Origin of the sequence: Abyssibacter profundi (assembly GCF_003151135.1) — a bacterium.
GTDB lineage: Bacteria > Pseudomonadota > Gammaproteobacteria > Nevskiales > OUC007 > Abyssibacter > Abyssibacter profundi.
This window is the reverse complement of record NZ_QEQK01000012.1, coordinates 14,026-39,428: the sequence shown is the minus strand read 5'-3', so window position 1 is coordinate 39,428 and position 25,403 is coordinate 14,026. Positions and strand designations below refer to the sequence as shown.

The following is a 25,403-nucleotide window of genomic DNA, read 5'->3' as shown; positions in this document are numbered from 1 at the left end:
CCGTTCACATGCTCTCCAACACTTTGCGCGGCCTGCTGGTCATGGCCATTGCCGTCATCGTCCCTCCGGCCGCGGCCCAGGTGTCCGGCCCCAATGGGCCTCAGCTCAACATCGCCCACCGCGGCGCCTCGGCCTACGCGCCGGAGCACACGTTTTTTGCCTACGATCTGGCCATCGAGATGGATGCGGACATGCTGGAGTGCGATGTCCTGCTATCGGCCGACGAGGTCCCCGTGTGCATCCATGACACCACGGTAGACCGCACGTCGGACGCCAGTGGCGCGGTGTCGGACTACACCCTGGCCGAGCTTCGGGAGATGGACTTCGGCTCCTGGTTCAACACCCGGAACCCCACCCAGGCTGATGACGCCTTTGTGGGCGCCAAGATCGTGCCCTTCGAGGAGCAGCTCGACTGCTACCTGCGTATCAATCCCTTAATGCGCTTTCACGTCGAGACCAAGGATTCGGCCGGCGGCCGGGCCGAAGAGGTGCTCACCGAGTTACTGACGCGCAAGGGTTTGATCGACACCGGCGGAGGCCGAGTGGCCGACAGCAGCGTGCTGATGCAGAGCTTCGACCCGGCAAGCCTGGAGCGCATCAAAGCCTTGGCGCCCACACTGCCCACCGTGTACCTGTACGGCGCGCCGACCAACCTACGCAATCTGTCCATTCAGACGAGTGGCACCGGCGACGCTTACATGGATGCGTTCTCGCCCAACAACGCCAACATTCTCGCGGACCCTGCGGTCATCGATCGCTTCCATGCCAATGGTCATGACGTGCACACCTATACCGTCAACGACCGCCAGACCATGGACACGCTGCTGGGCTACGGCATCGACGGCATTTTCACCAACAATCCTGACATCCTGCGCGCTGCGATCGATGACCTGGGAACGGGGACCACGCCCGAGCAGCGCGGCAACCCCAGCGACTTTGAGCGCGGTTGTCCGGGCGTTGCCGGGCGGGTGGTCTCCAACCAGGGGCCGGGCGACATCTGGGCCCCGGCGCCCAGCGGGCGGGGTGTGGTGCTCGTGCAGGCAGCCGGTGAGCCGCCGGCCAATCCTGACGACGCGCCGAGCGACGCGGGTTCGGCTGTCGATAGCGGCGGCGGCGCTTTGAACCTGCTGAGCTTGGTCGCCCTGATCGGCCTGTTGTACCTCGGGCGCCGGGGGCGTAGTCGGCCGCTTTAGTCGGCCACAAGCGCGTCGCGCAGCACGCGCGAAGTCGAGGTGTGTTGAGAGGCTAGAGTGCAGTCACGTCGCAGGACTTCGGGCCGGAGCACTGGGCGACGCCAGGCCCAGCGGTTGGCACGCCGCGGTTGACCAGCGGGTGGGCTCGCGGCCATCGGCAGCTGAACCGTCCAGCGCTTTACGGGCAGGCTTGGTCACTCAAGCGCCTTCACTCGGATCGATTGCAAGCGCCCGGCTTCGTGCCTTCGCCCGCTGGATCATTCTGTACCCTGTTCAGGCCATCCTGGCGGCCAGCCAATCAGCGCAGTCTGCTCTGCGAGTCTTGGCCAAGCCACCTACGTTTCTACGATTCGATCGAGATCACTATGCGCTCACTGCTTGTCGCTTTGCTGGCGGCCACCCCTGTTGTTGCCGCCGCCTGGGACTACCCGGATACCCATCGCGGCGATGTCGTGGACGACTACCACGGCACCCAGGTCGCTGATCCCTATCGCTGGCTGGAGGACACCGACTCAGAGGTGACCGCGGACTGGGTGACGCGTCAGAACGCGATTACGGACCAGGTCCTGGCTGAAATCGATACGCGTGAGGGCTTCCGTGAGCGCCTGACCGAGCTCTGGAACTACGAGCGATTCGGCGTGCCGACGGTCAACGACGACTTGCTGCTCTACGAGCGCAACGATGGCTTGCAGAACCAGGCGGTGCTCTACCTGCAGACCGGCCTGGACGGCAAGCCGCGCGTGCTCATCGATCCCAACACCTTATCCGCCGACGGCACGGTAGCGCTGGCGGGTTATGCGTTGTCACCGAACGGGCGCTTCCTGGCTTACGCACTGGCCGAGTCCGGGTCGGACTGGCGCAGCATCCGCGTGCGCGATGTGGCCAGCGGCCGCGACCTGCTGGAGACGCTCACCGATGTGAAGTTCTCCGATATCGACTGGACGCGCGACAGCCTGGGCTTTTTCTACTCGCGGTATCCGTCCAAGGACGGCACCTTTGATGATCTGGCCAATCAGTCGTTGTGGTATCACCGTGTCGGGCGGTTGCAGTCCGAGGACGTACAAGTCTACGCCCGGCCGGACAAGCCGGAATGGGGTTTCGATGCGGCCGTGACCCGTGGTGGTCGCTACGTGGCCATCAGCACCTGGAGGGGCGCCGAAGAGAAGAATCAGCTCTTCCGCCTAGACCTGGGCGACGGCGATACTCCGAACTTCGACGGCCCCGTCACCCCAGTGGTCGATGGCTTCGTTGCGCGCTACGACGTGATCGGCAGCAGCGAGCACACGGTCTATGTGTTCTCCACCGAGAACGCCCCGCGTGGCCAGGTGATTGCCATCAACCTGGCCAAACCGGCCAAGACCCACTGGCGTACGGTCATCCCGCAGGGCGAGGAGACCATCGAATCCGTGGAGTTCGCCGGCGGACGGTTGGTGGTGGTGTCCATGCGTGATGCCGCCCACCGCATGCGGGTGTATTCCACGGCCGGCAAGCTGGAGCGCGAGATTGCACTGCCGGGGCTGGGTACCGTGGGCAGCGTGGCGGGGCAAGCTGACGATTCCACGCTGTTTTACTCCTACGAATCGTTCCTGCGCGCCGACACGATTTATCGGACCGATCTCAACACCGGCAAACGCGCGGCGTGGCAGTCACCGGACATCGACTTCAACGCCGATGACTACGTCACCGAGCAGGTGTTCTACACGTCCAAGGACGGCACGCGCGTGCCGATGTTCATTACCTACAAGAAGGGCATGAAGCCCACCGGCGACCATCGCACGCTGCTATACGGCTACGGCGGCTTTAATGTCTCGCTGACGCCGTACTTCCGCATTCATCGTCTGGCGTGGCTGGAGCGCGGCGGCGTCTTCGCACTGGCCAACCTGCGCGGTGGTGGCGAATACGGCGAGGCCTGGCACGCCGCCGGCACGCGGGAGAACAAGCAGAACGTGTTCGATGATTTCATCGCCGCGGGCGAGTACTTGGTCGAATCCGGCTGGACGGCGCCCGAGCACCTCGCGATCCAGGGTGGCTCGAACGGCGGGCTACTCGTCGGTGCCGTATCCAATCAACGCCCGGACCTGTTCGCTGCCGCCCAGCCGGCCGTGGGCGTGATGGACATGTTGCGCTTCCACAAATTCACCATCGGCTGGGCCTGGGTGCCGGACTACGGCAGCTCGGATGACGCCGAGGGCTTCGACTACCTCCACGCCTATTCGCCGTTGCACAACATCAAGCCCGGTACGGACTACCCGGCCACGTTGGTGACCACGGCGGATCATGACGATCGCGTCGTGCCCGGCCATTCGTTCAAGTACATCGCCGCCATGCAACACGCGCATGCGGGTGATGACCCCGTCGTCATCCGCATCGAGACCAAGGCCGGACACGGCGCCGGCAAACCGACCTCCAAGCGCATCGCCGAGGCGGCGGACGTCTATGCCTTTCTATGGCGCTACACGGGGGGCTGAATCAGGGTCTTTGGCGAGCGGACGGCAGCCCCCGATCTAGCCGACCGGGGTGTCGGTTTCGCGTCTGAACAGTTTGGAACCCCGACTGGCTTGGTCTGCAGTCGATCGAGTGATGTCGTGCGGGTCATGTCGGATCAGAGAGAGCGGGCTCGCTACCTGCTCTCATCTGTGCGCCAGTTCCCCTGAATGGAGGATGTAAGGGACTTCGGGTGGGGCGCTCATGGCGGATTGGCGTTAGTGTCGGCAGCCGGAATCAAAGGCTGATGAGTCATGGACGACGCAAGCAGAATGTTGTGGGTTGCTGCACTGGTGCTCTCACCGAGTGTCTTCATCGCGGGCTGCGGCTCGGGCGACGATGAGGATGACGGAGGCACGCAGCCTCCCGTGATGGTCGTCGACGCGGATGCCGACGGGATTGCGGACGCCGACGACAACTGCCCAGCGGTTGCCAATCCCGATCAGTCAGATCGAGATGCCGATGGCCAAGGTGATGCCTGCTCGGGGGATGCGGATGGCGATGGCATCGCGGATGCGGACGATCCAGATGACGACAACGACGGTGTGCCGGATGACGACGAAGTTCGCGCTGGGACCAATCCGGCTGTCGCGGATTCTGACAACGATGGCGTGCTCGATGCCGACGAGGACGCTGACGGTGACGGTGTCACCGATGCGCGGGAGCGTGAACTGGGCACCGACCCGCTGGACCCGACATCAGTCTCGTTCTTCGGCCCGCGTCATGCGGTCGGGATTGCGGCACCTCGGTCCAGCGATGTTGTCGCGCCGACAGTGCATGATGTCAATGGCGATGGCTACGGAGACATTCTTCTGATTGCAGAGGGGGCCTCTGGCGACTCCACCACCGTGCTGGGGCTGAACGCAGGCAGTGCAACCCCGGAGCCAGATCGTCGTTTCTTTCTTCAGGAAACGTTGCTGGATGAAGCCGGAGCAGCGATCAGCGCCGGGCAACTGGAGCCTGATGACTTGCTCGAGGTGGCGGTCTCGCTCGACGACAACCGGATCGCAGTCGTGCAACTGGATGCTGAAGGCCGACGTCGCTCAACACAGTTTCCGATTAACCGTATTCCGCCTGCAAACGAGTTGCTTATGGCGGATCTCGACGGACAAGGCTCACTGGAGTTGATTGCCGCAACCCGCGCACTGTTCGACCCTGACCATCCCACTCTGAGCTGGTACAGCTCGGCTGACTACAGATCCCCCAGGGCGATTGACGATGTGGGCGGTTCGGTGGATGTCGATGTGTTTGACCTGGGCGGCGATGGGGCGCCCGACCTCATCGCGACGTGGCCGGGTAGGGAGCAGATTCGCTGGTACGAAAACCAGCTGTCGACGGGCGCCGACCCGACATTCGCCCTCAGTGGGTCGCTGGATAGTAGTGATGTATTTTCAGTTGAGCTCGCGCACGTCGACGACGACGGCGTTCTGGACCTGTTTGAAAGTGTCCGTGGCGTGGCTGGAGAAGCCGGCCGAGACCGCGTCCAGGTGGCTTTTCGCCGCGGCCAGGCCAGCCAGGCCGGGACGCTGAGCTTTGCCGAGCGGCAAGTGCTCTTCGAAGCAGAAGTCCAGAGCAACGGCACGGCTTATTTTGACCTGCATGCGGTTGACCTCGACGGGGATGGCTTGAGCGAGCTGGTGCTCGGGTCGCGGGCTAACACGTTGACCGAACCGCGCGTACAGACGCTCACGATGATTCGTGCGCTCAACCCTCGAGCCAGTGGCGCGGCGCTGCAATTCTCCCCGCCCTTGCCGGTTGATATCTCGATCTCATCCACGGACGCCCACCCGGTTCTGCACGACTTTGATCAGGATGGGGATCTCGATGTTCTGGCGCATCTAAGCGTGCTTGGTGGTTCCGGTGCGCGCTACTACTGGTTGCAGAACAACCGCGGGCTAGACAGCGACGCCGATGGCATGATCGACGCGCAAGAGGTCGATCTGGGGCGAGATCCCTTTGACGCTTCGGATGCGCGGTCTCGCTAGCGGCGAGAGTGGTCGCTTTCTACGGATGAACGAGCAATCAGGCGTCGAGCGTTTGTCACTCGATATTCTGCACCTGATTACCTATGGCGCGAATAAACTTTTTCATATCAATGCTTTATTTGCGGGGCGCCCCGGCTAGTTACACTTTCAGCTACAAAGCATGCGTTGCTCGGCACGTCCGCTGAATCGGCGAAGCGGGGCACCTATGGAGGATAGCGCTCTGGTGCAGGATTTGCGCGGACGACTGGCGAAAACCAGTCCAAAGCCGCCTGTCGTCGTTGCAGTAGGCTCGTACAAACATAAAACCGATTGACAATCGGTATTAACCTGTCAGGCTCGATGCCTCCCGTTAACCGACCGGCTTCCCGATGCAGAAGGCCATTTCGTTGCCGCTCGGCGATCTCGAATTGCAGGTCATGGAGCACCTGTGGTCATCAGGTCAGGCAGACGTTCGTTCGACCCACGAGGCGCTGGGCGGCCAACACTCGCGCAAGCTGAATACAGTTCAGTCCACGCTGGATCGGTTGTTCCGCAAGGGGCTCCTTGATCGAAAGAAGATCAGTCGGGCCTTTGTGTACTCCGCCAAGGTGGATCGTGAATCGCTGTTGCTGGGGAGCATGCAGTCGATTGCGGACACGCTGGGCGAGATCGATCGCGGCGCGCTGCTGGCATCTTTCCTGGAGCTTCACGGTGAAGACGACGCCGAGCTGGACCGGCTCCAGGCTCTGATTAACGCGCATCGCGCCAAAAACGCGGAGCGATAGCGGTGCCTCCAAACGACGAACTGGTTGCACTTGCGCTATTGCTGCTCGGCTGCTTCGTGCTGGTGAGCACGGTGCTCGCTGTCCTGTCCGTTGCGATCCGTCCGCTGGTCAATGGGTGGCCGGCGAGCGCCAGATTGCGAGCCTCGACGCTGCTGCTGGTCTCGCCGGTCATTTCGGCCTCGGCTCTGGCGATGCTGGCGTCGGCCCCACACCTGTGGGCAACCGTCATGGACCATTGCGCACTGCACGCCGCCGATCATGGTTGCGGGTGGCATTTGCCCATTGAAGGCACCCGTTCTGCGGGGATGACGTTAGCGACGGTCTTGTCGGTTTTTGCTCCGCTCATGTCATTCAAGGCCGCCCGTGTCATCTCGCAGCATCGGCGGCTGCAGCGATTGCTGGCTCTAGCCAGATTTGATCATGATTTGGGCGCATTCCGTCTGCCCATTGCAGCACCGATGGCGTTCACAGCCGGCCTGCTGCGGCCGGGCATTTATCTGAGCGACGGCCTGCTTGATGCACTGAACTCGGGGCAGATTCAGCAAGTCCTCGCCCACGAACAGGCCCATGTGGCACGACGAGACGGCCTGCTTAAACTCGGGCTCTCGGTGTTGTCGGCGGGTCATTGGCCTGCCGTACGCAGGCAGCTATTTAGGGATTGGGAACTCGCCTGCGAGCAACGCTGCGACGCGGCCGCTGCCGAAACGCCCAGCAAGGCGACCGATCTTGCAGAATGTCTGGTCCGCGTCGGGCGGCTCACGCTCGCGCACCAACCGGTGGGTCCGTCCGTGTGCAGATTGGATGGCGGACACTTGGAGCAACGCATCTGGGCTTTGCTGGAGCCCGCCGAGCGACCCTCCCGGACCAGCCATCTTCTGCTCGCGGCGGCATTCGCCGCGGTGTTGACGACTGTTGCGAGCTTGGCTCCACCAGTCCATCTGCTGCTTGAGCAGATCACTTGAATATGATGCGCGCCAGTGTTGAGGGACGATCTGCATGGCACGCCGCGCTGCTAATGCTCATTTGCGCGGCCGTGCCCGCCTTTGCGAGTGCAGACCCGAGAGTTCAAGAACTCAGTCTTGATCAAGCTGAAGCGCTCCTGATGTCGCAACCGCACATCAGCCAACGCCTAGCCGCTGCGAGAGCGGGTGCCTCGGGCGAACAACGCGCCGCCGGCCGATGGGCCAACCCTGTGTTGGAGCTGTCCGACGAATCCGTGTCTGGCGGCGGCCAATCGGAGGACGAGCGCAGCATCTGGATTCGGCAATCGCTGGATTTGTCCCGCGTGCGCAGGCAACGCAGCCTTGCGGCCGCGGCAGAGGGCGGCGCCCGGGTTGCCGACACGCAGCACGGCGTCAGGTTGCTGATTCAGCAATTGCGCAATTCCTACTTCAACGCGCTCTACTGGCAGCAGCGCACGCGACTGCTCGCCGATGCACGCACGCGGATCGAACGGTTGATCACGATGATTACCGAGCAGGTCGCACGCGGTGAAACTGCGCAGTTTGATTTGCTTAGACTCGAGCAGCAGCAGGTGAGCGTGTCCGCACGTGAGGCAGCTTCCGCAGCCCGGGCAGATCGTGATCACCAGCGACTACTGGCTTTACTGGGGCTGGGAACCCAGCAAGGACTCAGGCTGACCGACCCACTCATTCCGCCTGCACCGCCCGACTTAGTTTCGCTGCTCGAACAATTGCCAAGGTTGCCGGTCCTACGGGCTGCGCAGGCGCGTCTTGACGCGGCGCAAGCGTCGCTGCGCGCCGAACAGCGCACGCGTATCCCGGAAATAACCCTGGGGCTGGGCCACCGGACGGTTGAATCCAATGGGATGGAGCAAGACGGCGCGCTAGTGGCACTGGAAGTACCGCTGCCACTGTTCGATCGCCGCAGCGACCAGCGACAGATCGCGGCTTCAAACGTTGAATCAACGACCGCCGAACTCACCGCCCTGCAACAGCAAGTTGCAGGCGATGTTCGCGGACTTTGGGCAGCGGCAACACGGCTTCGGGGGCAGGCAATGCGGATCACCGAGGAAGCCGAACGCTCATCATCGGCAATGCTGATGGCCGCCGAGACGGGTTACGCCGAAGCAGAGCTCAGCGTGCTCCAGCTGACCGACGCGTTGGACACGGTTTTGAGCACGCTGCTGAACGCACACGACCTCACCTGGGCAGCCAGAGCTGCTCACAACGAACTGCACCGCTACACGCTGGATGACTCCAATGAATGAAAGACGCTTGACCGAAACCACGGCGCGCCACGTGGCATGCACCTTATTGGCGGCGTGCACGCTCATGATCGGCACGGCAACGGCTGGCGGCGATCACGAGGACGGCCATGATCATGGTCACGGACACTCTGATGCACCCGCGACCGAAGCCTTCTTCCCAGAAGACGGCGAGTCCGACTCAGGGGAAACGAACAAGCACGCCGCGGCGGATTGCCCTCCAGCCACGTCAGGCCCAAAGTCCAAACAGCAGCCGTCAGACCGCATGGATGTCGGCAAGCAATCTGCGAGCGCAAGCTGCCCGCCGAGGCAGGCTGGCGGCCACCACGCCCATCGCGGTGATGGCGACCATGACGCAGACCGGGGCCGCTCGCACGCGGCGCATGACCACCCTCACTAGACCGATGCGCGCCATCGGATCAGCAGTGTTGGCCCTCGTGCTCGTCAGTCTCATGGCCGCGTGCAGTCACGACCACTCCCACGAGGCGGGGCACGGCCACGATGACCATGGGAATGACCATCACGCGCACGGTCATGGCGATGCTGACGACGGCCGTCCGACAGTCGTCATCACGCATTTCACCGGCAGCAGCGAACTGTTCATGGAGTACCCGGCACTGGTCGTCGGTGAGGAATCACGCTTTTTGGCGCACTTCACGCGGCTGGCCGATTTCGCACCGGTTCGCGATGGGGTGCTGGACGTCGAGCTACTTCAGCAAGGCCGCCTGAAAGCGCGCTTCCGCGTCCGCGCGCCTGCGCGGGATGGATTGTTCACGCCGGTCATCCAGCCGCGGGAACCGGGCGAGTACGACCTGGTGCTGAAACTGTCCGGCGAGGATCTGAACACCACGCACGCTTTGGGCAAGGTCGACGTCTACGCCACAATCGACGCCGTCCCCCCCGCGGAGGATGTTCCGGACAGTGGCGTGAGCTACCTCAAGGAGCAGCAGTGGCAAGGCGAATTTGACTTGGCACAAGCTGACGTCCGAGCAGTGCAGGCATCCGTTCCCGCATCAGCGACCATCACCGCACCGCCCGATCGCTTTGCCACGTTGCGCGCTCCCAGTGCCGGAATCGTCGCATCAACGGCGGAAGGCTTTCCCTCGATCGGGGCTCGTGTCGAGCGCGGGCAACAACTGGCCACGTTGCGGCCACTGCTGTCCGCTGGGACGGATGCCGCGACACTGAATCTTGCGCTCGAGCGTGCAGAAGCCAATGAGCGCCTCGCACAGCAGGACCTGGCGCGCCATCGCCGCTTGTTCGCGTCCGGCGCCATTGCCGAGCATCGCGTTCACGAGGCGGAAAACACGCTGGAGGTGGCACGGGCCGAGACGCGTGCGGCGCGCGCCCGGGTCGTGCAACTTGCTAACGCCACGTCCAGGGCAGGGATTGCCATCATCGCCCCGATCTCCGGTCGATTAGTAGATTTGCGGATCACACCCGGCGCGGTCGTGGAGGTCGATTCCATGCTGGCGCAAATTGCTGGCGACAGCGAGCTGTGGCTGCGCGCCGATGTCGCCGAGGCGGATGCGCCCCGGATCAGCCGTCCTGACGGTGCCTGGTTTGACCTGGGTGATCGTCGCGTCCGCTTGGACGTTGGTGACAATGCACACTTGATCGCCGTGGGCGGGGTGATCGATGACACCCGCCGGACCTTGCCCGTCATCCTGGGTTTCGCTACCTCGGACGTCGGCCTGCGGATCAACCAGCGTGTGGCCGCCCACATCCTGACGGGCGAACAGGTTCAGGCTGTCACCGTCCCTCGCAGCGCGCTGATTGACGACGGGGGGCAACCGATCGTCTACGTACAGCGCGGCGGAGAGACCTTCGAGCGCCGCGCGGTGCGTACCGGTCTGCGCGACGCAGAGTTCGTCGCGATCACCCATGGGCTCGCAGCCGGGGAGCGCGTTGTCAGTCAAGGGGCCTACGACGTGCATCTCGCCGCAGCAGACCCGGCCGAAGCCGGCCACGGCCACGCGCACTAGGTTGATTGATGATTGAAGCGCTGATCCGTAGATCGCTGGCCAACCGTGCTCTGGTGCTGGCTGCAGCCCTGGTCTTGCTGACCTGGGGCGCGTGGCAGGCGTTGCGGACACCGGTCGATGTCTTCCCCGACCTGACAGCGCCTTCCGTCACGGTCGTCGCCGAAGTGCATGGCCTGGCGCCCGAGGAGGTCGAGCGGCTCGTGACCTTCCCGATCGAAACCGCCATGAATGGAGCGTCCGGCGTGCGGCGTGTGCGCTCGAACACCGGCGTCGGGCTGGCCGTCATCATCATTGAGTTCGACTGGCAGACCGACATCTATCGCGCGCGCCAGATCGTGACAGAGAAGTTGCAAGCCGCCCGCAGCGAGCTGCCGCCTGACATCCCCACGCCCACGCTGGCACCGATCACGTCCGTCATGGGCGAAGTCATGTTCATCGCGCTGGTATCGGATCAGCATGACGAGATGACGCTGAAAACCACGGCGGATTGGCTGCTGCGTCGGCGGCTGCTGGCGGTGGCGGGCGTCGCGGAGGTCATCCCGATCGGTGGATTGACCCGGCAATATCAGGTGCAAGTGCACCCCGAGCGCCTGGCCGCCTACAACCTGACGCTGGAGTCGGTGATCGCCGCCGTCGGCCAGACCAATACCAGCGCAAGCGGTGGCTTCGTGGTTGAGAACGCGCAGGAGTTCCTCATTCACGCCCGCGGCCGTGTCCAGTCCGTGCATGACATCGCCGCCACTGTGGTTGCAACACGCGATGGCTTACCGATCGCCGTACGGGACATCGGCTCGGTGGTCTCAGGTCCGGCGCCACGTCGAGGCACCGGCAGCTACCGTGGGCAGAGCGCCGTCGTGCTGGGCATCCAGAAGCAGCCGGAAGCCAATACGCTGGCGCTCACCGAGCGCCTGGATGACACGCTGGCGGACATCCAGCAGTCCTTGCCCGACGGCATGCGCATCGAAACCGATGCCTTCCGACAGGCGGACTTCATTCGCCTGGCCATTGATAATCTCTCGGTGGCCATTCGCGACGGCGCACTGCTGATCGTGTTGATCGTCTTCGTGTTCCTGATGAGCGGCCGGGCCACGCTGATCACGCTACTGGCCTTGCCGCTGTCGGTGATTGTCACTCTGCTGGTGCTCAAGGCTCTGGGGGCGACCATCAACACCATGACCCTGGGCGGCATCGCCATCGCGCTCGGGGCCCTGGTCGATGACGCCATCATTGCGGTCGAGAACATTGTTCGGCGGCTGCGGGAAAACCACGGCAAGCCGGCTTCCGAGAAGCGCGCGCGCTTTGCCGTTGTGCTGGACGCAACGCGCGAGATTGAGTCCTCGATTGTATTCGCCACGCTGATCATCATCCTGGTCTTCCTGCCGCTGTTCTTCCTGTCCGGCGTCGAAGGGCGGCTGCTTCAACCCCTGGGGCTGGCCTACGTGGTGTCGCTGGGTGCTTCGCTGCTCGTCGCGCTAACCGTCACGCCGGTGCTCGGCCACCTGATGCTGCCCAATTCAGCGACCGTCCGCGCGGGCCGAGACGGTCCGCTGGTGGACTGGCTGAAGCGGGTCTACCGCCCCGTCCTCAACGCGTCGCTGCGCACCTGGTGGCTGCTGGCCGTACTTGCGGGCGCGTTGTTCGTTGCTGCGATCGTTGCTCTGTTCTCTGCAGGCCGCGCCTTTCTTCCAGAGTTCAACGAGGGAAGCCTGACCATTGGCGTGGTCGCGCTGCCGGGGACGTCGCTCGAAAAATCAGATGCGATCGGTCAACGCGTCGAACGAATTCTGCTCAACACACCCGAAGTCATCGCCACGGCCCGGCGCACCGGTCGCGCTGAACGTGATCCGCATGCACAGGCCGTCTATGCCTCTGAAATCGACGTCAGCTTGCGCCCCAGCGATCGTGGCAAGGCGGCGCTGCTGGAGTCGCTGCGCGACGAACTCAGCGCCGTCGCGGGTGCCAACATCATCCTTGGCCAGCCGATTTCGCACCGCATCGATCACATGCTGTCCGGCACACGCGCCAACATCGCGGTGAAGATTTTCGGCGATGACCTGGCGGAACTGGATCGCCTCGCACAGCAGGCGGAGGCGCTGATGACCAATGTGCCCGGCGCAGTCGATGTTTCATTGGCCAGCCAGTCCCAGATTCCGTTCATCGACGTCAAGCTCAAACGCGGTGCCATGGCGCAGTACGGCGTGACAGCGGCGCAAGTCAGTCATTTCGTCGAAGCCGCGTTTACGGGCGTGACGGTATCCCGCGTGCTGGAAGACGACGCCGCCTTTGATCTTGTCGTGCGGTTCCCGCCCGATGCAAAAACCGACTTCGAATCCGTGCGCAACGCCCGGCTGATCACATCAACCGGCGCGCATGTTCCGCTGCATGCCCTTGCCCATCTTCGTCGCACGCGGGATGCAAACACGATCAGCCGCGAGAACGTGCAGCGGCTACGCGTCGTTGTCGCCAATGTGGCCGACCGAGACCTCGTCAGCGTCGTTGAGGACATCCGCACGCGGCTTGCCACTGAGATGACGCTGCCAACCGGCTACTACATTGAATACGGGGGGCAATTCCAAAGCGCTGAGCAGGCCACGCGGACGCTTTTGGTGCTCAGTGGGATTGCGGTTGTCGGCATCTTCGTGCTGCTGATGATGGCGCTGGGCACAGCGCGAGATGCCGGGCTGGTGATGCTCAATCTGCCGCTAGCACTGATCGGAGGCGTCGCGGGCGTTTACCTCGCGGACGGCGTGTTGTCGATTGCTGCGATCATCGGGTTCATCACGCTGTTCGGTATCGCCACGCGCAACGGCGTGATCATGATCGACCATATCCGGCGGCTGCAACTGACCGGCGAAGAGCAGGCGCTACGTGCTGCTGTGCTGCGTGGTGCAGAAGAGCGTCTGGCACCGATTCTGATGACAGCGCTTGCTACCGCACTGGCGTTGATCCCGCTGGCGCTGAGTTTGGGCAAGCCGGGTAGCGAGATTCAGGCACCGATGGCACTGGTCATACTCTGCGGCCTAGCCACCTCGACCGCACTCAACATGTTGGTCGTCCCGGCGCTGTATGCACGATTTGGCAGCGCAACGCAGCGTGGTGCTTCCGCTCGGACGTGAAGTCGTTGCTCACGAGCTCACGGGCAACGTGAACACGGCCGCCACCTGACAGGTGGGTCTGAGTAACAGCTCCTTGCGTGAACGCTCGCCTGAACATCCCCGCGTCGTCACGCACGGTGCTTCGGCCCGTATGTAGCGTCGCAAACTACCGGATGCCATAGACACTTCAAGGAAGCACACTCGAAAGTCCGCGTTGATGAACGCATCCAAGATCGAGGGACACTTCGGGAGGTCGGCCTCTGGCACTTTCCGGACTGCGTGTGCCAGCGCCGGCTTTAGGTCGCGTGCTGCCGGTCAAACTGTTGGCGCTGGCGTTCAGAGTTGCAGCGAGGAGTGGATGGCTGAACGCCAAGGGTCAATCACGTGGATTAGAAAGACGGCAGGCCACACGTTTTTTGCCCTGCGACCGACACATCCAGGTGCTGCGCTCTGCTGATCGGGGGCTGCGGCTGAAAATCAGCGACTGACAACGACCCGGGCGTTCGCAGTATCCACGATTCAAGCTAGGCTGGCTCCTCAGCGCACCTTTCCTTGACGATTCTTGCTTAGCTTCTCGGGGGCGAATGGGGTAGATCCCCGGCCGGAGCTCGGTGTTGAGCCCGGTCAATTGCAGTCTAGATACAAGTCAAACCCAAGAAACCCTCAGGCCGTCTGCGGCGCTGCGAAGAAAAAAGATCATTAAATTCAAGAATATATATTCATATCGGGCGCTGCATGAAACTTGGAGCGGCGTCACTCGATGTTCTGCACCTGCTCCCGCATCTGCTCGATCGCGACTTTCAGTTCCACCGCCAGGCGGGTGATTTCTGCGTCTTGTGACTTGGAGCCCAGGGTGTTGGCTTCGCGGTTGAGTTCCTGAATCAGGAAGTCGAGGCGACGGCCAACGGGGTCCTTGCGTTGCAGGATGTTGTGGATTTCCTGCACGTGGGCGGTGAGTCGGTCGAGTTCTTCTGCGGCGTCGGTCTTGTTGAGCAGCAGCAGGAATTCCTGCTCGATGCGGGCAGGGTCGAGTTCGGTTTTAAACTCGGCGAGACGGTCGCGCAGGCGCTGTTCCCATTCCGTGCGGATGGCGGGCAGGCGGGCGGTGACGTCTGCCACCAGCGATTCAATTTGGTTTGCGCGATCGGTGAGCAGGGCGGCGAGCTTGCTACCCTCGCTGCGGCGGGCTTCGGCCAGCGCGGTCAGGGCTTCATTCAGGGTGTCGAGGGCGGCTGCGTTGAGCTGGGCTTGATCGACACCTTGTTCGACCAGCACGCCGGGCCAGCCGAGCACGCGGAGCGGGTCGGGGGCCTGGGTCTGGACGCGGCTGGTCACTTCGCTGATGGCGGCGGACAAGGCATCCAGCCGGTCGGTATCGATGTCCAGGCGATTGCTGGTGGTATCCGCCAACTCCAGCTTGAGCGAGGCTTCGCACTTGCCGCGTGCCACCTGCTTGCTGATTCGGGCGCGAAACTCCGACTCCAGCGCCCGCATGGGCTCCGGCAGTCGGAAGCTGACGTCCAGGTAGCGATGGTTAACAGTGCGCAGCTCCCAGGCCAGCTGCCCCCACTCGCCCGAGGCCTGTCGGCGGGCGAATCCGGTCATGCTCTTGATCATGCGGGGGAGTATCGCAGATCGGCCCGGAGCGAGGCCGAAGCCGTCGGTATACTCCGCGCCCATGACGACTTATCAACGACCCAGTGGCCGCGCGGCTGATCAGCTGCGCGAGGTCACCCTCACCCGCCATTTCACCAAGCATGCGGAGGGCTCCGTGCTGGTCAGCTTCGGCGACACACGTGTGCTGTGCACCGCGTCGGTCGATGAGCGGGTGCCGCCCTGGCTGCGTAACGAAAACCGGGGTTGGGTGACGGCCGAATACGGCATGCTGCCGCGCTCCACCCACGACCGCATGGGCCGCGAGGCGGCTCGTGGCAAGCAGAGCGGGCGCACCCAGGAAATCCAGCGACTCATTGGCCGCAGCCTGCGGGCCGTTGTGGATCTCGAGGCGCTGGGCCAGCGCCAGATCACCTTGGATTGCGATGTGCTGCAGGCCGATGGCGGCACGCGCACGGCGGCTATCACCGGGGCGTATGTGGCGCTGGTGGATGCGGTGAACGGGTTGCTGGAGCGCAAGCAGCTCAAACGCGACCCCATCCACGGGCACGTGGCGGCGATCTCGGTCGGCATATGTGGCGGCACGCCGGTGCTGGATCTGGACTATGCCGAGGATTCCACGGCGGAAACCGACATGAACGTGGTGATGAACGATGCCGGGGGCTTTATTGAGGTGCAGGGCACGGCCGAAGGGCATGCATTCCAGCGCGATGAACTCGATGCGCTGCTGGAGTTGGCCGGCAGCGGTATTCGTGAGTTGGTGGCCATGCAGCAGGCTGCGCTGGCTGCCGCATCCTGACCATGAGCAAGCAACTGGTGCTGGCCACCGGCAATGCCGGCAAGCTCAAGGAAATGCGGGCCATGCTCGCGCCGCTGGGTTACACGGTGCGCTCGCAGGCCGAGTTTGCCGTGGAGCAGCCGCCGGAGACCGGCAGCACGTTTATCGAAAACGCGCTGATCAAGGCCCGTGCCGCAGCGCAGGCCACCGGGTTGCCTGCGATTGCTGATGACAGTGGTATCGAGGTGGCCGCCCTCGGCGGTGCGCCGGGGGTTCGGTCGGCGCGTTACGCCGGCGGGCACGGTGATGATGCCGCCAACAACACCAAGCTGCTGGAAGCCCTGGCCGGCGAGCGGCGCCGTCAGGCGCGGTTTCGCTGCGTGTGCGTGTGCCTGCGGCATGCGGATGATCCGGCCCCGCTCATCGCCCAGGGTGTCTGGCCCGGCAGCATTGTTGAACAGCCCCGTGGCGTAGATGGTTTCGGTTACGACCCGGTGTTTCTTCCTGCTGGTGAGCAGCGTACGGCGGCTGAATTGACCGCCGACGAAAAGAACCGGGCGAGTCACCGTGGCCAGGCGGTTGCGGCACTGGTCACCCAGTTGCGCATCGAACCGCTCTAGTCGATGACCGCTCGGCCACTGGGGCTTTATGTGCACCTGCCCTGGTGCGTGGCCAAGTGCCCGTACTGTGATTTCAATTCGCATGGCCTAAATGGCCGTCGTGTGGACGAGTCCGGCTACACCCAGGCCCTGCTTCGCGACCTCGATTTTGAACAGGCGGCGGCGCAGCCGGGGCGGCCGCTCACCAGCATTTTTTTTGGTGGGGGCACGCCCAGCCTGTTTTCTGCTGATGCCATCGGGCAGGTGCTGACCCGCGCCGAACAGCGGTTTGGCTTTGCCAATGACATTGAAATCACGCTGGAAGCCAACCCCGGCGCCAGCGATGCCAGTCGCTTTGCGGGTTACCGCGCGGCGGGCGTCAATCGTCTGTCCATTGGCATCCAGAGTTTTGACAATGCCCAGCTCCGTCGCCTGGGGCGCGTGCACGACGCTGATGCGGCCCGTGCAGCCGTGGCCGATGCCCGCGCGGCCGGCTTCGACAATCTCAATGTCGATGTCATGTTCGCGCTACCCGAGCAATCGCTGGCGCAAGCCTTGGTGGATCTGGACGCAGCCATCGCGCTGCAACCCGAGCATCTGTCCTGGTACCAGCTCACGCTGGAGCCGGGGACGGCGTTTGCCCGGCGCCCCCCGCCGCTGCCAGCCGAAGACACGGCCGTGGCGATCTGGGAGCAGGGGCAGGCCCGCCTGGCCGAGGCCGGTTTTGAGCAGTATGAAGTGTCGGCCTATGCCCGGCCGGGCCGGCGCTGTCGGCATAACCTCACCTACTGGCAGTTCGAGGAATACCTGGGCGTGGGGGCCGGGGCGCATGGCATGGTCGGGCTGCAGCGTCGGGCGCGGGTGCGGCGTCCGGGCGGCTTCATCCGGTCGGCGGGCGGCGCGGACGTATTGGACGATTCGCGCTACATTGAGCCACAGGATCGCCCCATGGAGTTCCTGATGAATGCACTGCGCCTCAACAATGGGTTCACAGTCGAGCAATTCCGGCTCGCAACCGGCCTCGAAGCCGCCGCACTGGAGCCCGGACTGGCACGGGCCCTGGCGCTGGGTACGCTGGAGCAAATCGATGACCGCATTCGCCCCACCGCGCTGGGTCGCCGTCATCTCGATGATGTGCTGGCGGGGTTTTGACGATGGAACCACTGACCGAACACCCCACACACTGCCCCTATTGTGGTGAGCCGATCACCCTGCTCATTGATCACAGCGGTGGCTCCCAGTCCTACGTCGAAGACTGCTTCGTCTGCTGCCAGCCCATCGTGGTGCAGGTGGTGGAGGGCGACGACGGTTTTCAGGTGGACGTCAGTCCCGAGAACGATTGATCCGACCCGCCCTGTCCGGCCTGCACAAGGCATGGACGCCCTCGCTGCATCCGTTCTGATCAGCGCTCCGAACCCACCTGTACAGCTGTTGTCTAACCGTCGCCGCTGCCGCGATGATGACTCGGCGTTGTCCAGGGCAGTATGCCCCTATTTTGTGGTTCAAGGAGTCTTCAAGCCATGAACGAAGTTGTTGAAGAGGGCCAGTCATTCCGGATTGGGGCGGTCGAGCGCGCCACGGGCATCCCCGCCAATACCATTCGGGTCTGGGAGCGACGCTACGGGCTGGTCAACCCGGCGCGCGACGAAACCGGGACCCGGCTGTATTCTCAAGATGACGTTGAGTACCTGCGTCAGGTGCGCAGCCTGATCGACGCCGGGGACTCCATCGGCTACATCGCCACGCTGGACAAATCGCAGATTCCCGCTCGGATCGAGTCGCTGGCTTCGATGCCCAACCGCGGCAATTTGCGGCGGCGGCGCACCGGGCTTGCTCCGCTGCTGCTCGTCGGGCCAACGCTGGGTGATCGCCTCGGCGACATCGATCTGCCCGGCTATACCATTCACGCGAGTTATGCCTCGCCCGCCGAGGCGCGACAGGCGTCTTTGCCCACCCATTCGAATGCGATTGCCGTTGTCGAGACCGAGCAGGTCACGCGTTCCATGGCGCAGGAGCTGGCCGCCTGGCGGGACGATGCCAGCCTCACCGCGTTAATCGTCGTGTACAGCTATGCGCGCAAATCGGATCTGGAGGCGATTCGCGACCTCGGCCTGCTGGTGCTGCGCGAGCCCATCGATGCCGAGATGCTCCGCCATGTGCTGCTCACCCGGAAATACTGGCTTGCACCGGAAGAGCAGCCCGGGGACTACCTGTCCGAGCCGATTCCCCCGCAGCTGTTCACCAAGAAGGAATTGGTCGCCCTGGCGCTGGTTCAGACCAGTGTCAGCTGCGAATGCCCTCGCCACTTGGCCGAGCTGCTCATCTCGTTGAGTGCATTCGAGCGCTACTCACAGCTTTGCGAGGATCGCTCGACCGAAGATGCCGCCGTTCACGCCATGCTGCGGGGTGCGACCGCCCACGCACGGGCCACGATGGAGGCTGCGCTTAAGCGGGTCGTCGACCACGAAAAAATCGACTTGTCGGAGCTGCGTTAGGGCCATCCGGCGCTGTTGCTCCGGCCACCCGTGTGTTCCGGCGCAACCAAGGAGCCGGGCGGTGGCCGGGGTTAATTCACGGCCTGCATTGGCGACATGCCAGTGCGGGCCGCATAATCGCCGTCCCGCTTTTCACGGCAATCTACGGTTATGAGCAATCCCGACAGGCGCCAGGCGGCGCTGGACTACCACGCCAAGCCTCGGCCAGGAAAACTCGGGATCGCCATTACCAAGCCGTTTACCACGCCTAGCGAGCTGGCTCTGGCCTACTCGCCCGGTGTGGCCGAGCCGGTGATCGAGATCGAGAAAAACCCCGACGACGCCTTCAAGTACACCTCCAAAGGCAATCTGGTCGCGGTGATCACCAACGGCACGGCGGTGCTGGGTCTGGGGCGCACCGGTGCGCTGGCCTCCAAGCCGGTGATGGAAGGCAAGGCGGTGTTGTTCAAGAAATTCGCGAATGTCGACGTCTTTGATATCGAGGTCGACGCGCCCGATGCCGACGACTTCATCGAAACCGTCAAGCGCATTGCCCCGACTTTCGGAGGCATCAACCTTGAAGACATTGCCGCGCCAGACTGCTTTTACGTCGAGCAGGCGCTGAGCGATGCGCTGGATATCCCGGTGTTCCACGACGATCAGCACGGCACCGCGATCATCATCTGCGCCGGACTGCTTAACGCCTTGTCCTACCAGGGCAAAACGCTGGAGCAGGCGCGCATCGTCTGCGTGGGTGCGGGGGCCGCCGGCATTGCTTCAATGAATCTGCTGCAGGCGCTGGGTGCCGATGCGAACAACATCATCATGTGCGACAGCAAGGGTGTGGTGCATAGCGGCCGCACCGACCTGAACGCGCAGAAGCAGGCGTTTGCGGTCGATACGGACTTGCGCACGCTGGAAGACGCCATGAGCGGCGCCGATGTTTTTATCGGTGTGTCCGGCCCGGGGCTGGTCTCGCAGGCCATGGTGCAATCGATGGCGCCCAAGCCCGTGGTGTTCGCGCTGGCCAACCCGACGCCGGAAATCCTGCCTGAAGAGGCGCATGCGGTGCGCGATGACCTGATCATGGCCACCGGGCGCAGCGATTACCCGAATCAGGTGAACAACGTCTTGTGTTTTCCGTTCCTGTTTCGCGGTGCGCTGGATGTGCGGTCTCGCTCGATCAACCACGCCATGCAGATCGCGGCGGTCCATGCCATCGCCGATCTGGCGCGCCAGCCGGTGCCGGAGGTGGTGAAGGATGCCTACGACGCGCCCGAGCTGAGTTTCGGGCCGGAGTACATCCTGCCCACCCCGCTGGATCCACGTCTGTCCGATTTCGTTTCTCCGGCGGTGGCCGCGGCGGCCGTCGATTCCGGCGCCGCTCGCAGCGAGTACCCAGCCCACTACCCCAAGCGCTAGGGCGGCCTGCCCACCGCCTCGGTCGCGCGACATGCCTCTCGCCGAGCAAGCGCATCTGGTCGTCGCCATCATGGCGATTGGAACCGGGCTGGCGAGCTGGCTGACGAACCGTGACGACACCGTCAACCGGGCGTTGGCGCTTTGTCTGATCACCATCGGCGTGGTGCAGGCCCTCGATCCGGCGGAAGCGTGCTGGGGTCGTGTGTTCTGGGCGGCATTTGCCGAGTTGCTGGAAGCCACGGCCATACTCGCCGGCGTGGAATGGGGGCGTCGCATCGGGCGCACGGCGCGTGGCCGCCGGGGCCTGGCGGCACAAGTCCTGTTCCGGGCGTCTCAGTTGCTCGTTCTGGTCTGGTTGGGGCTGGGTCTGGGCTATTTGCTCATCGCGCCGGAGCAGGCAACCTCCGATGCCAGCGGGCCGGTCAAGGTCCGGGGAATCGAATTCGCCATCTTCGCGCCGGTGCTGGGCTCGGCCATGCTGCTATCGGCCATTGCCATCGTGCTGCTGCTCAGCGGCCGGCTGGACTCCACCGATTCGCTGCGGCTGCGGATGCTGTATCTGGCGGCGCCGTTTCTGATCGGCGCCCTGGTGGTCAGCCAGGGTCTGGAGCCCTATCTGGTGGCCATCGGCCTGGCGATTCTGTCTGCATCCTCGGTGCGCTATTTAACGATTCTGGGTCGTCGCGGCGCATTCATGGGGCAGTTTCTATCGCCGCAGGTGGCGCAGGAGGTCCGACGACACGGCCTTGATCACCTGTTGGAGCGGCGGCGTGCGCTGCTCACCGTCGTGGTGGCCGACCTGCGCGGCTTTTCTGCCTATGCGCGAGAGCAGCGTTCGGATGCCGTATTCGAGCTGCTGGAAGCGTTCTACCAGGCAGTGGGCCAAGCCGCGCGGCGACACGGCGGAACGGTCAAGGACCATGCGGGCGATGGCGTGCTCATCCTGGTGGGCGCACCCTTCGCCTTGAGTGACCATGCGCGACGGGCCGTGGAGTTGGCGTTCGACCTGCAACAGGCGGTGCGGGACATGCTCGCGGAGGCGGGGCACGCGCCATCCGTGGGCCTGGGCATCGGGCTGGCGACCGGGCATGTCACGGTGGGTGCCCTGCACGGTGCCGGGCGTCTTGAATATGCCGCGGTCGGCAACCCCGTGGTGCTGGCTTCGCGGCTCTGCAACCGCGCCGCCGACGGCGAGGTGCTGGCGGATGTCCGCACGCGTGAACAGGCCGGCCAGTCCGACCGTTGGACGGCCGTTGACCAGACGGCCGAACCGCTTAAGGGCTTCCCGAGCCCGGTGCCCATTTGTGCACTGCGCTTGCAAAGCCTTGGTGCGACCGGAGAAACTAGTAAGCGTTAACGATTTTTCCACTGGGCGATGTGCTGCCCAACGTCAGCCGTCGGCAGTGGTTTTGCCGCGTTGGCGCGGTGCGGCGCAGACCTGACATTTTTTCACTCAATGAACGTCCCGGGACGCCAGCGACGTGACCCCACGGTAAGACCGCGGGGTGACATCGCCGCCATCGCAGGCTGCAACGGCCTGTGTCAGCCACGGCCCCGAGACCGACTGGGAGCAAGACGAGCATGAGCAGCGATTCGTATACAGTCACCGGCCCCGACGGCAGTTCCGTAGAACTCCCGCAGGTTCAGGGCACGATGGGCCCGCCTGCGGTCGATGTGCGCAAGCTGTATGCGAACACCGGCGGGTTTACCTTTGATCCGGGCTTTACCTCGACCTGCTCCTGCGAGTCGGCCATCACCTTTATCGATGGCGAGAAGGGCCAGCTGTTGTACCGCGGCTACCGTGCCGATGAGCTGGCGCAGAAGTCCAACTACATGGAAGTCTGCTACCTGCTGCTCAACGGCGAACTGCCGACCCAGAGCGAGTACGAAGAATTCACCGACGCGATTCGCATGCACACCATGCTGAACGAATCGCTGAAGCGCTTCTTCACGGGCTTCCATTACGACGCCCATCCGATGGCCATGCTGTCGTCCATCGTCAGTGGCCTGTCGGCGTTCTACCACGACACCACGAACACGGCTGACCCCGAGCACCGCAAGATTTTTGCCCGCCGGATGATCGCCAAGATCCCGACGATCGCAGCAGCTGCCTACAAGTACTCCATCGGTCAGCCGATGATTTATCCGAAGAACGAGCTCGACTACAGCTCGAACTTCCTGCGGATGATGTTTGCGGTGCCGGCCGAAGAGTACGAGGTTGACCCCGTGGCTGCCGAGGCGCTGGACGTGCTGCTGATCCTGCATGCCGACCACGAGCAGAACGCATCGACCTCCACCGTTCGCCTGGCGGGCTCCACCGGCTGTAACCCCTACGCCGCGATCTCCTCGGGCATTGCGGCCCTGTGGGGGCCTGCGCATGGTGGCGCGAACGAGGCCGTGCTCAAGCAGTTGTCAGCCATCGGGGATGTCAGCAACGTCGACAAGTTCATCGCCAAGGCCAAGGACAAGAACGACCCGTTCCGCCTGATGGGCTTCGGCCATCGCGTGTACAAGAACTTTGATCCGCGTGCCACGGTGATTCGTGAGCACTGCCACAAGGTGCTCAAGGCCTACGGCGGCGACACCGACGGCATGCTTGAACTGGCGATGAAGCTCGAAGAGATCGCGCTGAAGGATGAATACTTCGTCGAGCGCAAGCTGTACCCGAACGTCGATTTCTACAGCGGCATCATCTACAAGGCCATCGGCATTCCGACCAACATGTTCACGCCGATGTTCGCCATCGGCCGCACCGTGGGTTGGGTGGCGCACTATCTTGAAATGATCTCCGATCCGGGCATGCGGATTGGTCGCCCGCGTCAGATCTACACCGGCGCCACCGAACGTCCGTACACCGACATCGCCGGGCGATAACACCCGCTATTCGGCCAGGGCGACGCCGCCGTTGGTGTGCGCCCTGGCTGGCCAGTCGAGAGTTCCATGAAAGCTGTGCTTGAACAGTTGCTGGATGCCCGTGACCTCGGTTCCGAGGTCATGACCCAGACCATGCGCGGCATCATGGCCGGCGAGTACACGCCGGCGCAGGTGGCCGGGTTTCTGGTCGCCCTGCGTTGCAAGGGCGAGACCGTCGACGAAATTGCGGCTGCGGCGAAGGTGATGCGAGAGCTGGCGACGCCGGTTTCGCTGAGCGAGCGTGCCCGCAAGCATCTGGTCGATACCTGCGGAACCGGTGGTGACGCCAGCGGGATTTTCAACGTGTCCACGGCTGCCGCCATGGTGGTGGCCGCCGCGGGTGGCCACGTGGCCAAGCATGGCAATCGCTCGGTTTCCAGCAAGTTCGGCAGCGCCGATGTGCTGGAATCCGCCGGGGTCAAAGTCAGTCTGGACCCCGACGCCGTGGCCCGCTGCGTGGATGAGGTGGGCGTCGGGTTCATGTTCGCGCCGGGTTATCACTCGGCGATGAAGCATGCGATCGGGCCCCGGCGGGATCTGGGCGTCCGCACGGTGTTCAATCTACTGGGCCCGCTGACCAACCCTGCAGCGGCGCCTTGCCAGGTGATCGGAGTCTTCTCCGGCGCTTGGTGCACACCGATTGCCGAGGTGATGCAACGCCTGGGTAGCGAGCACGTCATGGTGGTCCATGGTCAGGATGGGCTGGACGAGATCAGTCCGGTGCAGCCCACGCATGTTGCAGAGCTGCGCATGGGCGAAGTCCGCACCTACACCATCGAACCGGCCACCTTCGGCGTCACGGCGCATAGCCTGCAGCCGCTACGCGCCGCATCTGCCGAGGAAAGCCGCGACATGATCCAGCAGGCGCTGGGCGGGCGCGCCGGCTCGGTGGCCGACATGATTGCCCTCAATGCTGGCGCGGGCATTTATGTTGCCGGTCTGGCGAGCACCATGGCCGATGGCGTTAACCGGGCGCGCGAGGTCCTGGCGGCCGGCACCGCGCTGGATACGCTCAAGCGGCTTGCCCGGCTATCGCAGCAGCTCTGACTCCATGAGCGACATCCTCGAGAAGATTCTCGCCACCAAGCGGGACGAGTTGGCCGTGGCGCGTTCGCGCATCTCGGCCGAGGCGCTTCGAGCGAAAGCCGGTGATGCCGAGCCGCCCCGCGGTTTTGCCGCCGCACTGCGTGCCCGTGTTGAGCAGCATCAGCCAGCGGTCATCGCCGAGCTCAAGAAAGCCTCGCCCAGCAAGGGCTTGATCCGTCCGGACTTCGACCCCGAATGGCTGGCCCATCGCTATGCGGCGGGTGGGGCGGCCTGCCTGTCCGTACTGACGGACACGGCGTACTTCCAGGGGGCGCCGGATTACCTTGTGCAGGCCAAGGCGGCGGGTTTGCCGGTGATCCGAAAGGATTTCCTGATCGACACCTACCAGGTGGCCGAGGCCCGTGCCTGGGGCGCAGATTGCGTGCTGCTCATCGTGGCCGCGCTGGATGATGCCCAGCTCCGCAGCTTGGCCGAGGCGGCGGTCGAGCTGGGCATGGATACGCTGGTCGAGGTCCACGATGCCGCCGAGCTGGAGCGCGCGTTGGCGTTGCCGCCTGCGCTTTGTCCGTTGCTGGGCGTGAACAACCGCAACCTGCGCACCTTCGACGTCAGCTTGGACACCACGCTGTCGCTGCGTGACGCCGTGCCGGCCGACCGCGTGCTGATCACCGAAAGCGGTATCCATCAGCGCGAAGACATCCAGCGCATGCAGGCCGCTGACGTGCATGGCTTTCTGATCGGCGAGTCGTTGATGCGGGCGCCGGACCCCGGTGAGGCGCTGGCCCAGCTGATCGACCACCCGTTGCAGGCGGGTTAGGGCGTC

The 25,403-nt window shown here is 63.9% G+C and carries 19 protein-coding genes; 18 read left to right on the top strand and 1 reads right to left on the bottom strand.

Annotation, left to right across the window (positions count from 1 at the left end; all coding sequences use genetic code 11):
• Window positions 1-8 precede the first annotated feature (8 nt).
• From DEH80_RS13345 to DEH80_RS13310, 8 genes are all read left to right on the top strand, one after another.
• The gene (locus DEH80_RS13345) at window positions 9-1,193 is read left to right on the top strand and encodes a glycerophosphodiester phosphodiesterase (RefSeq protein ID WP_109721006.1); all 1,185 of its coding nucleotides are present in this window, start codon (window positions 9-11) and stop codon (window positions 1,191-1,193) included.
• 365 nt (window positions 1,194-1,558) lie between these two features.
• A complete protein-coding gene (locus DEH80_RS13340; RefSeq protein WP_109721005.1) occupies window positions 1,559-3,661 on the top strand; it encodes a prolyl oligopeptidase family serine peptidase in 2,103 nt (700 codons plus the stop codon).
• 270 nt (window positions 3,662-3,931) lie between these two features.
• Window positions 3,932-5,662: a hypothetical protein gene (locus tag DEH80_RS13335; RefSeq protein ID WP_133249239.1), complete on the top strand. Its 1,731-nt coding sequence runs from the start codon at window positions 3,932-3,934 to the stop codon at window positions 5,660-5,662.
• A gap of 368 nt (window positions 5,663-6,030) precedes the next feature.
• Window positions 6,031-6,426: a BlaI/MecI/CopY family transcriptional regulator gene (locus DEH80_RS13330; protein ID WP_109721003.1), complete on the top strand. Its 396-nt coding sequence runs from the start codon at window positions 6,031-6,033 to the stop codon at window positions 6,424-6,426.
• A gap of 2 nt (window positions 6,427-6,428) precedes the next feature.
• Window positions 6,429-7,388, top strand: coding sequence for a M56 family metallopeptidase (locus DEH80_RS13325; RefSeq protein ID WP_109721002.1), 960 nt, complete (start codon window positions 6,429-6,431; stop codon window positions 7,386-7,388).
• Between the two features lie 140 nt (window positions 7,389-7,528).
• A complete protein-coding gene (locus tag DEH80_RS13320; RefSeq protein ID WP_165831469.1) occupies window positions 7,529-8,656 on the top strand; it encodes a TolC family protein in 1,128 nt (375 codons plus the stop codon).
• 380 nt (window positions 8,657-9,036) lie between these two features.
• The gene (locus DEH80_RS13315; RefSeq protein ID WP_165831468.1) at window positions 9,037-10,638 is read left to right on the top strand and encodes an efflux RND transporter periplasmic adaptor subunit; all 1,602 of its coding nucleotides are present in this window, start codon (window positions 9,037-9,039) and stop codon (window positions 10,636-10,638) included.
• A gap of 8 nt (window positions 10,639-10,646) precedes the next feature.
• Window positions 10,647-13,754 (top strand): efflux RND transporter permease subunit, encoded by a 3,108-nt coding sequence (locus DEH80_RS13310; RefSeq protein ID WP_109720999.1) that lies wholly within the window; start codon window positions 10,647-10,649, stop codon window positions 13,752-13,754.
• A gap of 732 nt (window positions 13,755-14,486) precedes the next feature.
• On the opposite strand, the gene DEH80_RS13305 is transcribed toward DEH80_RS13310, so the two are convergent.
• Window positions 14,487-15,350: a YicC/YloC family endoribonuclease gene (locus tag DEH80_RS13305; protein ID WP_109720998.1), complete on the bottom strand. Its 864-nt coding sequence runs from the start codon at window positions 15,348-15,350 to the stop codon at window positions 14,487-14,489.
• A 61-nt stretch (window positions 15,351-15,411) separates the two neighbouring features.
• On the opposite strand from DEH80_RS13305, the gene rph reads away from it, so the two are divergent.
• From rph to trpC, 10 genes are all read left to right on the top strand, one after another.
• Window positions 15,412-16,146, top strand: coding sequence for a ribonuclease PH (rph, locus tag DEH80_RS13300; RefSeq protein ID WP_109720997.1), 735 nt, complete (start codon window positions 15,412-15,414; stop codon window positions 16,144-16,146).
• Window positions 16,143-16,745 carry an RdgB/HAM1 family non-canonical purine NTP pyrophosphatase gene (rdgB, locus tag DEH80_RS13295; RefSeq protein ID WP_109720996.1) on the top strand — a complete coding sequence of 201 codons (603 nt, stop codon included), beginning with the start codon at window positions 16,143-16,145 and terminating at the stop codon, window positions 16,743-16,745. Before rph ends, rdgB begins: the two co-directional genes overlap by 4 nt.
• Window positions 16,746-16,748: 3 nt before the next feature.
• Window positions 16,749-17,876 carry a radical SAM family heme chaperone HemW gene (gene hemW / locus DEH80_RS13290; protein ID WP_109720995.1) on the top strand — a complete coding sequence of 376 codons (1,128 nt, stop codon included), beginning with the start codon at window positions 16,749-16,751 and terminating at the stop codon, window positions 17,874-17,876.
• A gap of 2 nt (window positions 17,877-17,878) precedes the next feature.
• Window positions 17,879-18,067, top strand: a complete 189-nt coding sequence (locus DEH80_RS13285) for a CPXCG motif-containing cysteine-rich protein (protein WP_109720994.1) — start codon at window positions 17,879-17,881, stop codon at window positions 18,065-18,067.
• Window positions 18,068-18,244: 177 nt separating this feature from the next.
• Window positions 18,245-19,219: a MerR family transcriptional regulator gene (locus DEH80_RS13280; protein ID WP_165831467.1), complete on the top strand. Its 975-nt coding sequence runs from the start codon at window positions 18,245-18,247 to the stop codon at window positions 19,217-19,219.
• Window positions 19,220-19,369: 150 nt separating this feature from the next.
• On the top strand, window positions 19,370-20,620 hold the full coding sequence (locus tag DEH80_RS13275) for a malic enzyme-like NAD(P)-binding protein (RefSeq protein WP_109720992.1): 1,251 nt from the start codon (window positions 19,370-19,372) through the stop codon (window positions 20,618-20,620).
• Between the two features lie 31 nt (window positions 20,621-20,651).
• Entirely contained in the window at window positions 20,652-21,977 is a 1,326-nt protein-coding gene (locus tag DEH80_RS13270) for an adenylate/guanylate cyclase domain-containing protein (RefSeq protein ID WP_109720991.1), read from the top strand.
• Between the two features lie 224 nt (window positions 21,978-22,201).
• Window positions 22,202-23,494: a citrate synthase gene (locus DEH80_RS13265; protein ID WP_109720990.1), complete on the top strand. Its 1,293-nt coding sequence runs from the start codon at window positions 22,202-22,204 to the stop codon at window positions 23,492-23,494.
• Between the two features lie 66 nt (window positions 23,495-23,560).
• Window positions 23,561-24,580, top strand: a complete 1,020-nt coding sequence (trpD, locus tag DEH80_RS13260; RefSeq protein ID WP_109720989.1) for an anthranilate phosphoribosyltransferase — start codon at window positions 23,561-23,563, stop codon at window positions 24,578-24,580.
• 4 nt (window positions 24,581-24,584) lie between these two features.
• The gene (gene trpC / locus DEH80_RS13255; RefSeq protein WP_109720988.1) at window positions 24,585-25,397 is read left to right on the top strand and encodes an indole-3-glycerol phosphate synthase TrpC; all 813 of its coding nucleotides are present in this window, start codon (window positions 24,585-24,587) and stop codon (window positions 25,395-25,397) included.
• Window positions 25,398-25,403: the final 6 nt, after the last annotated feature.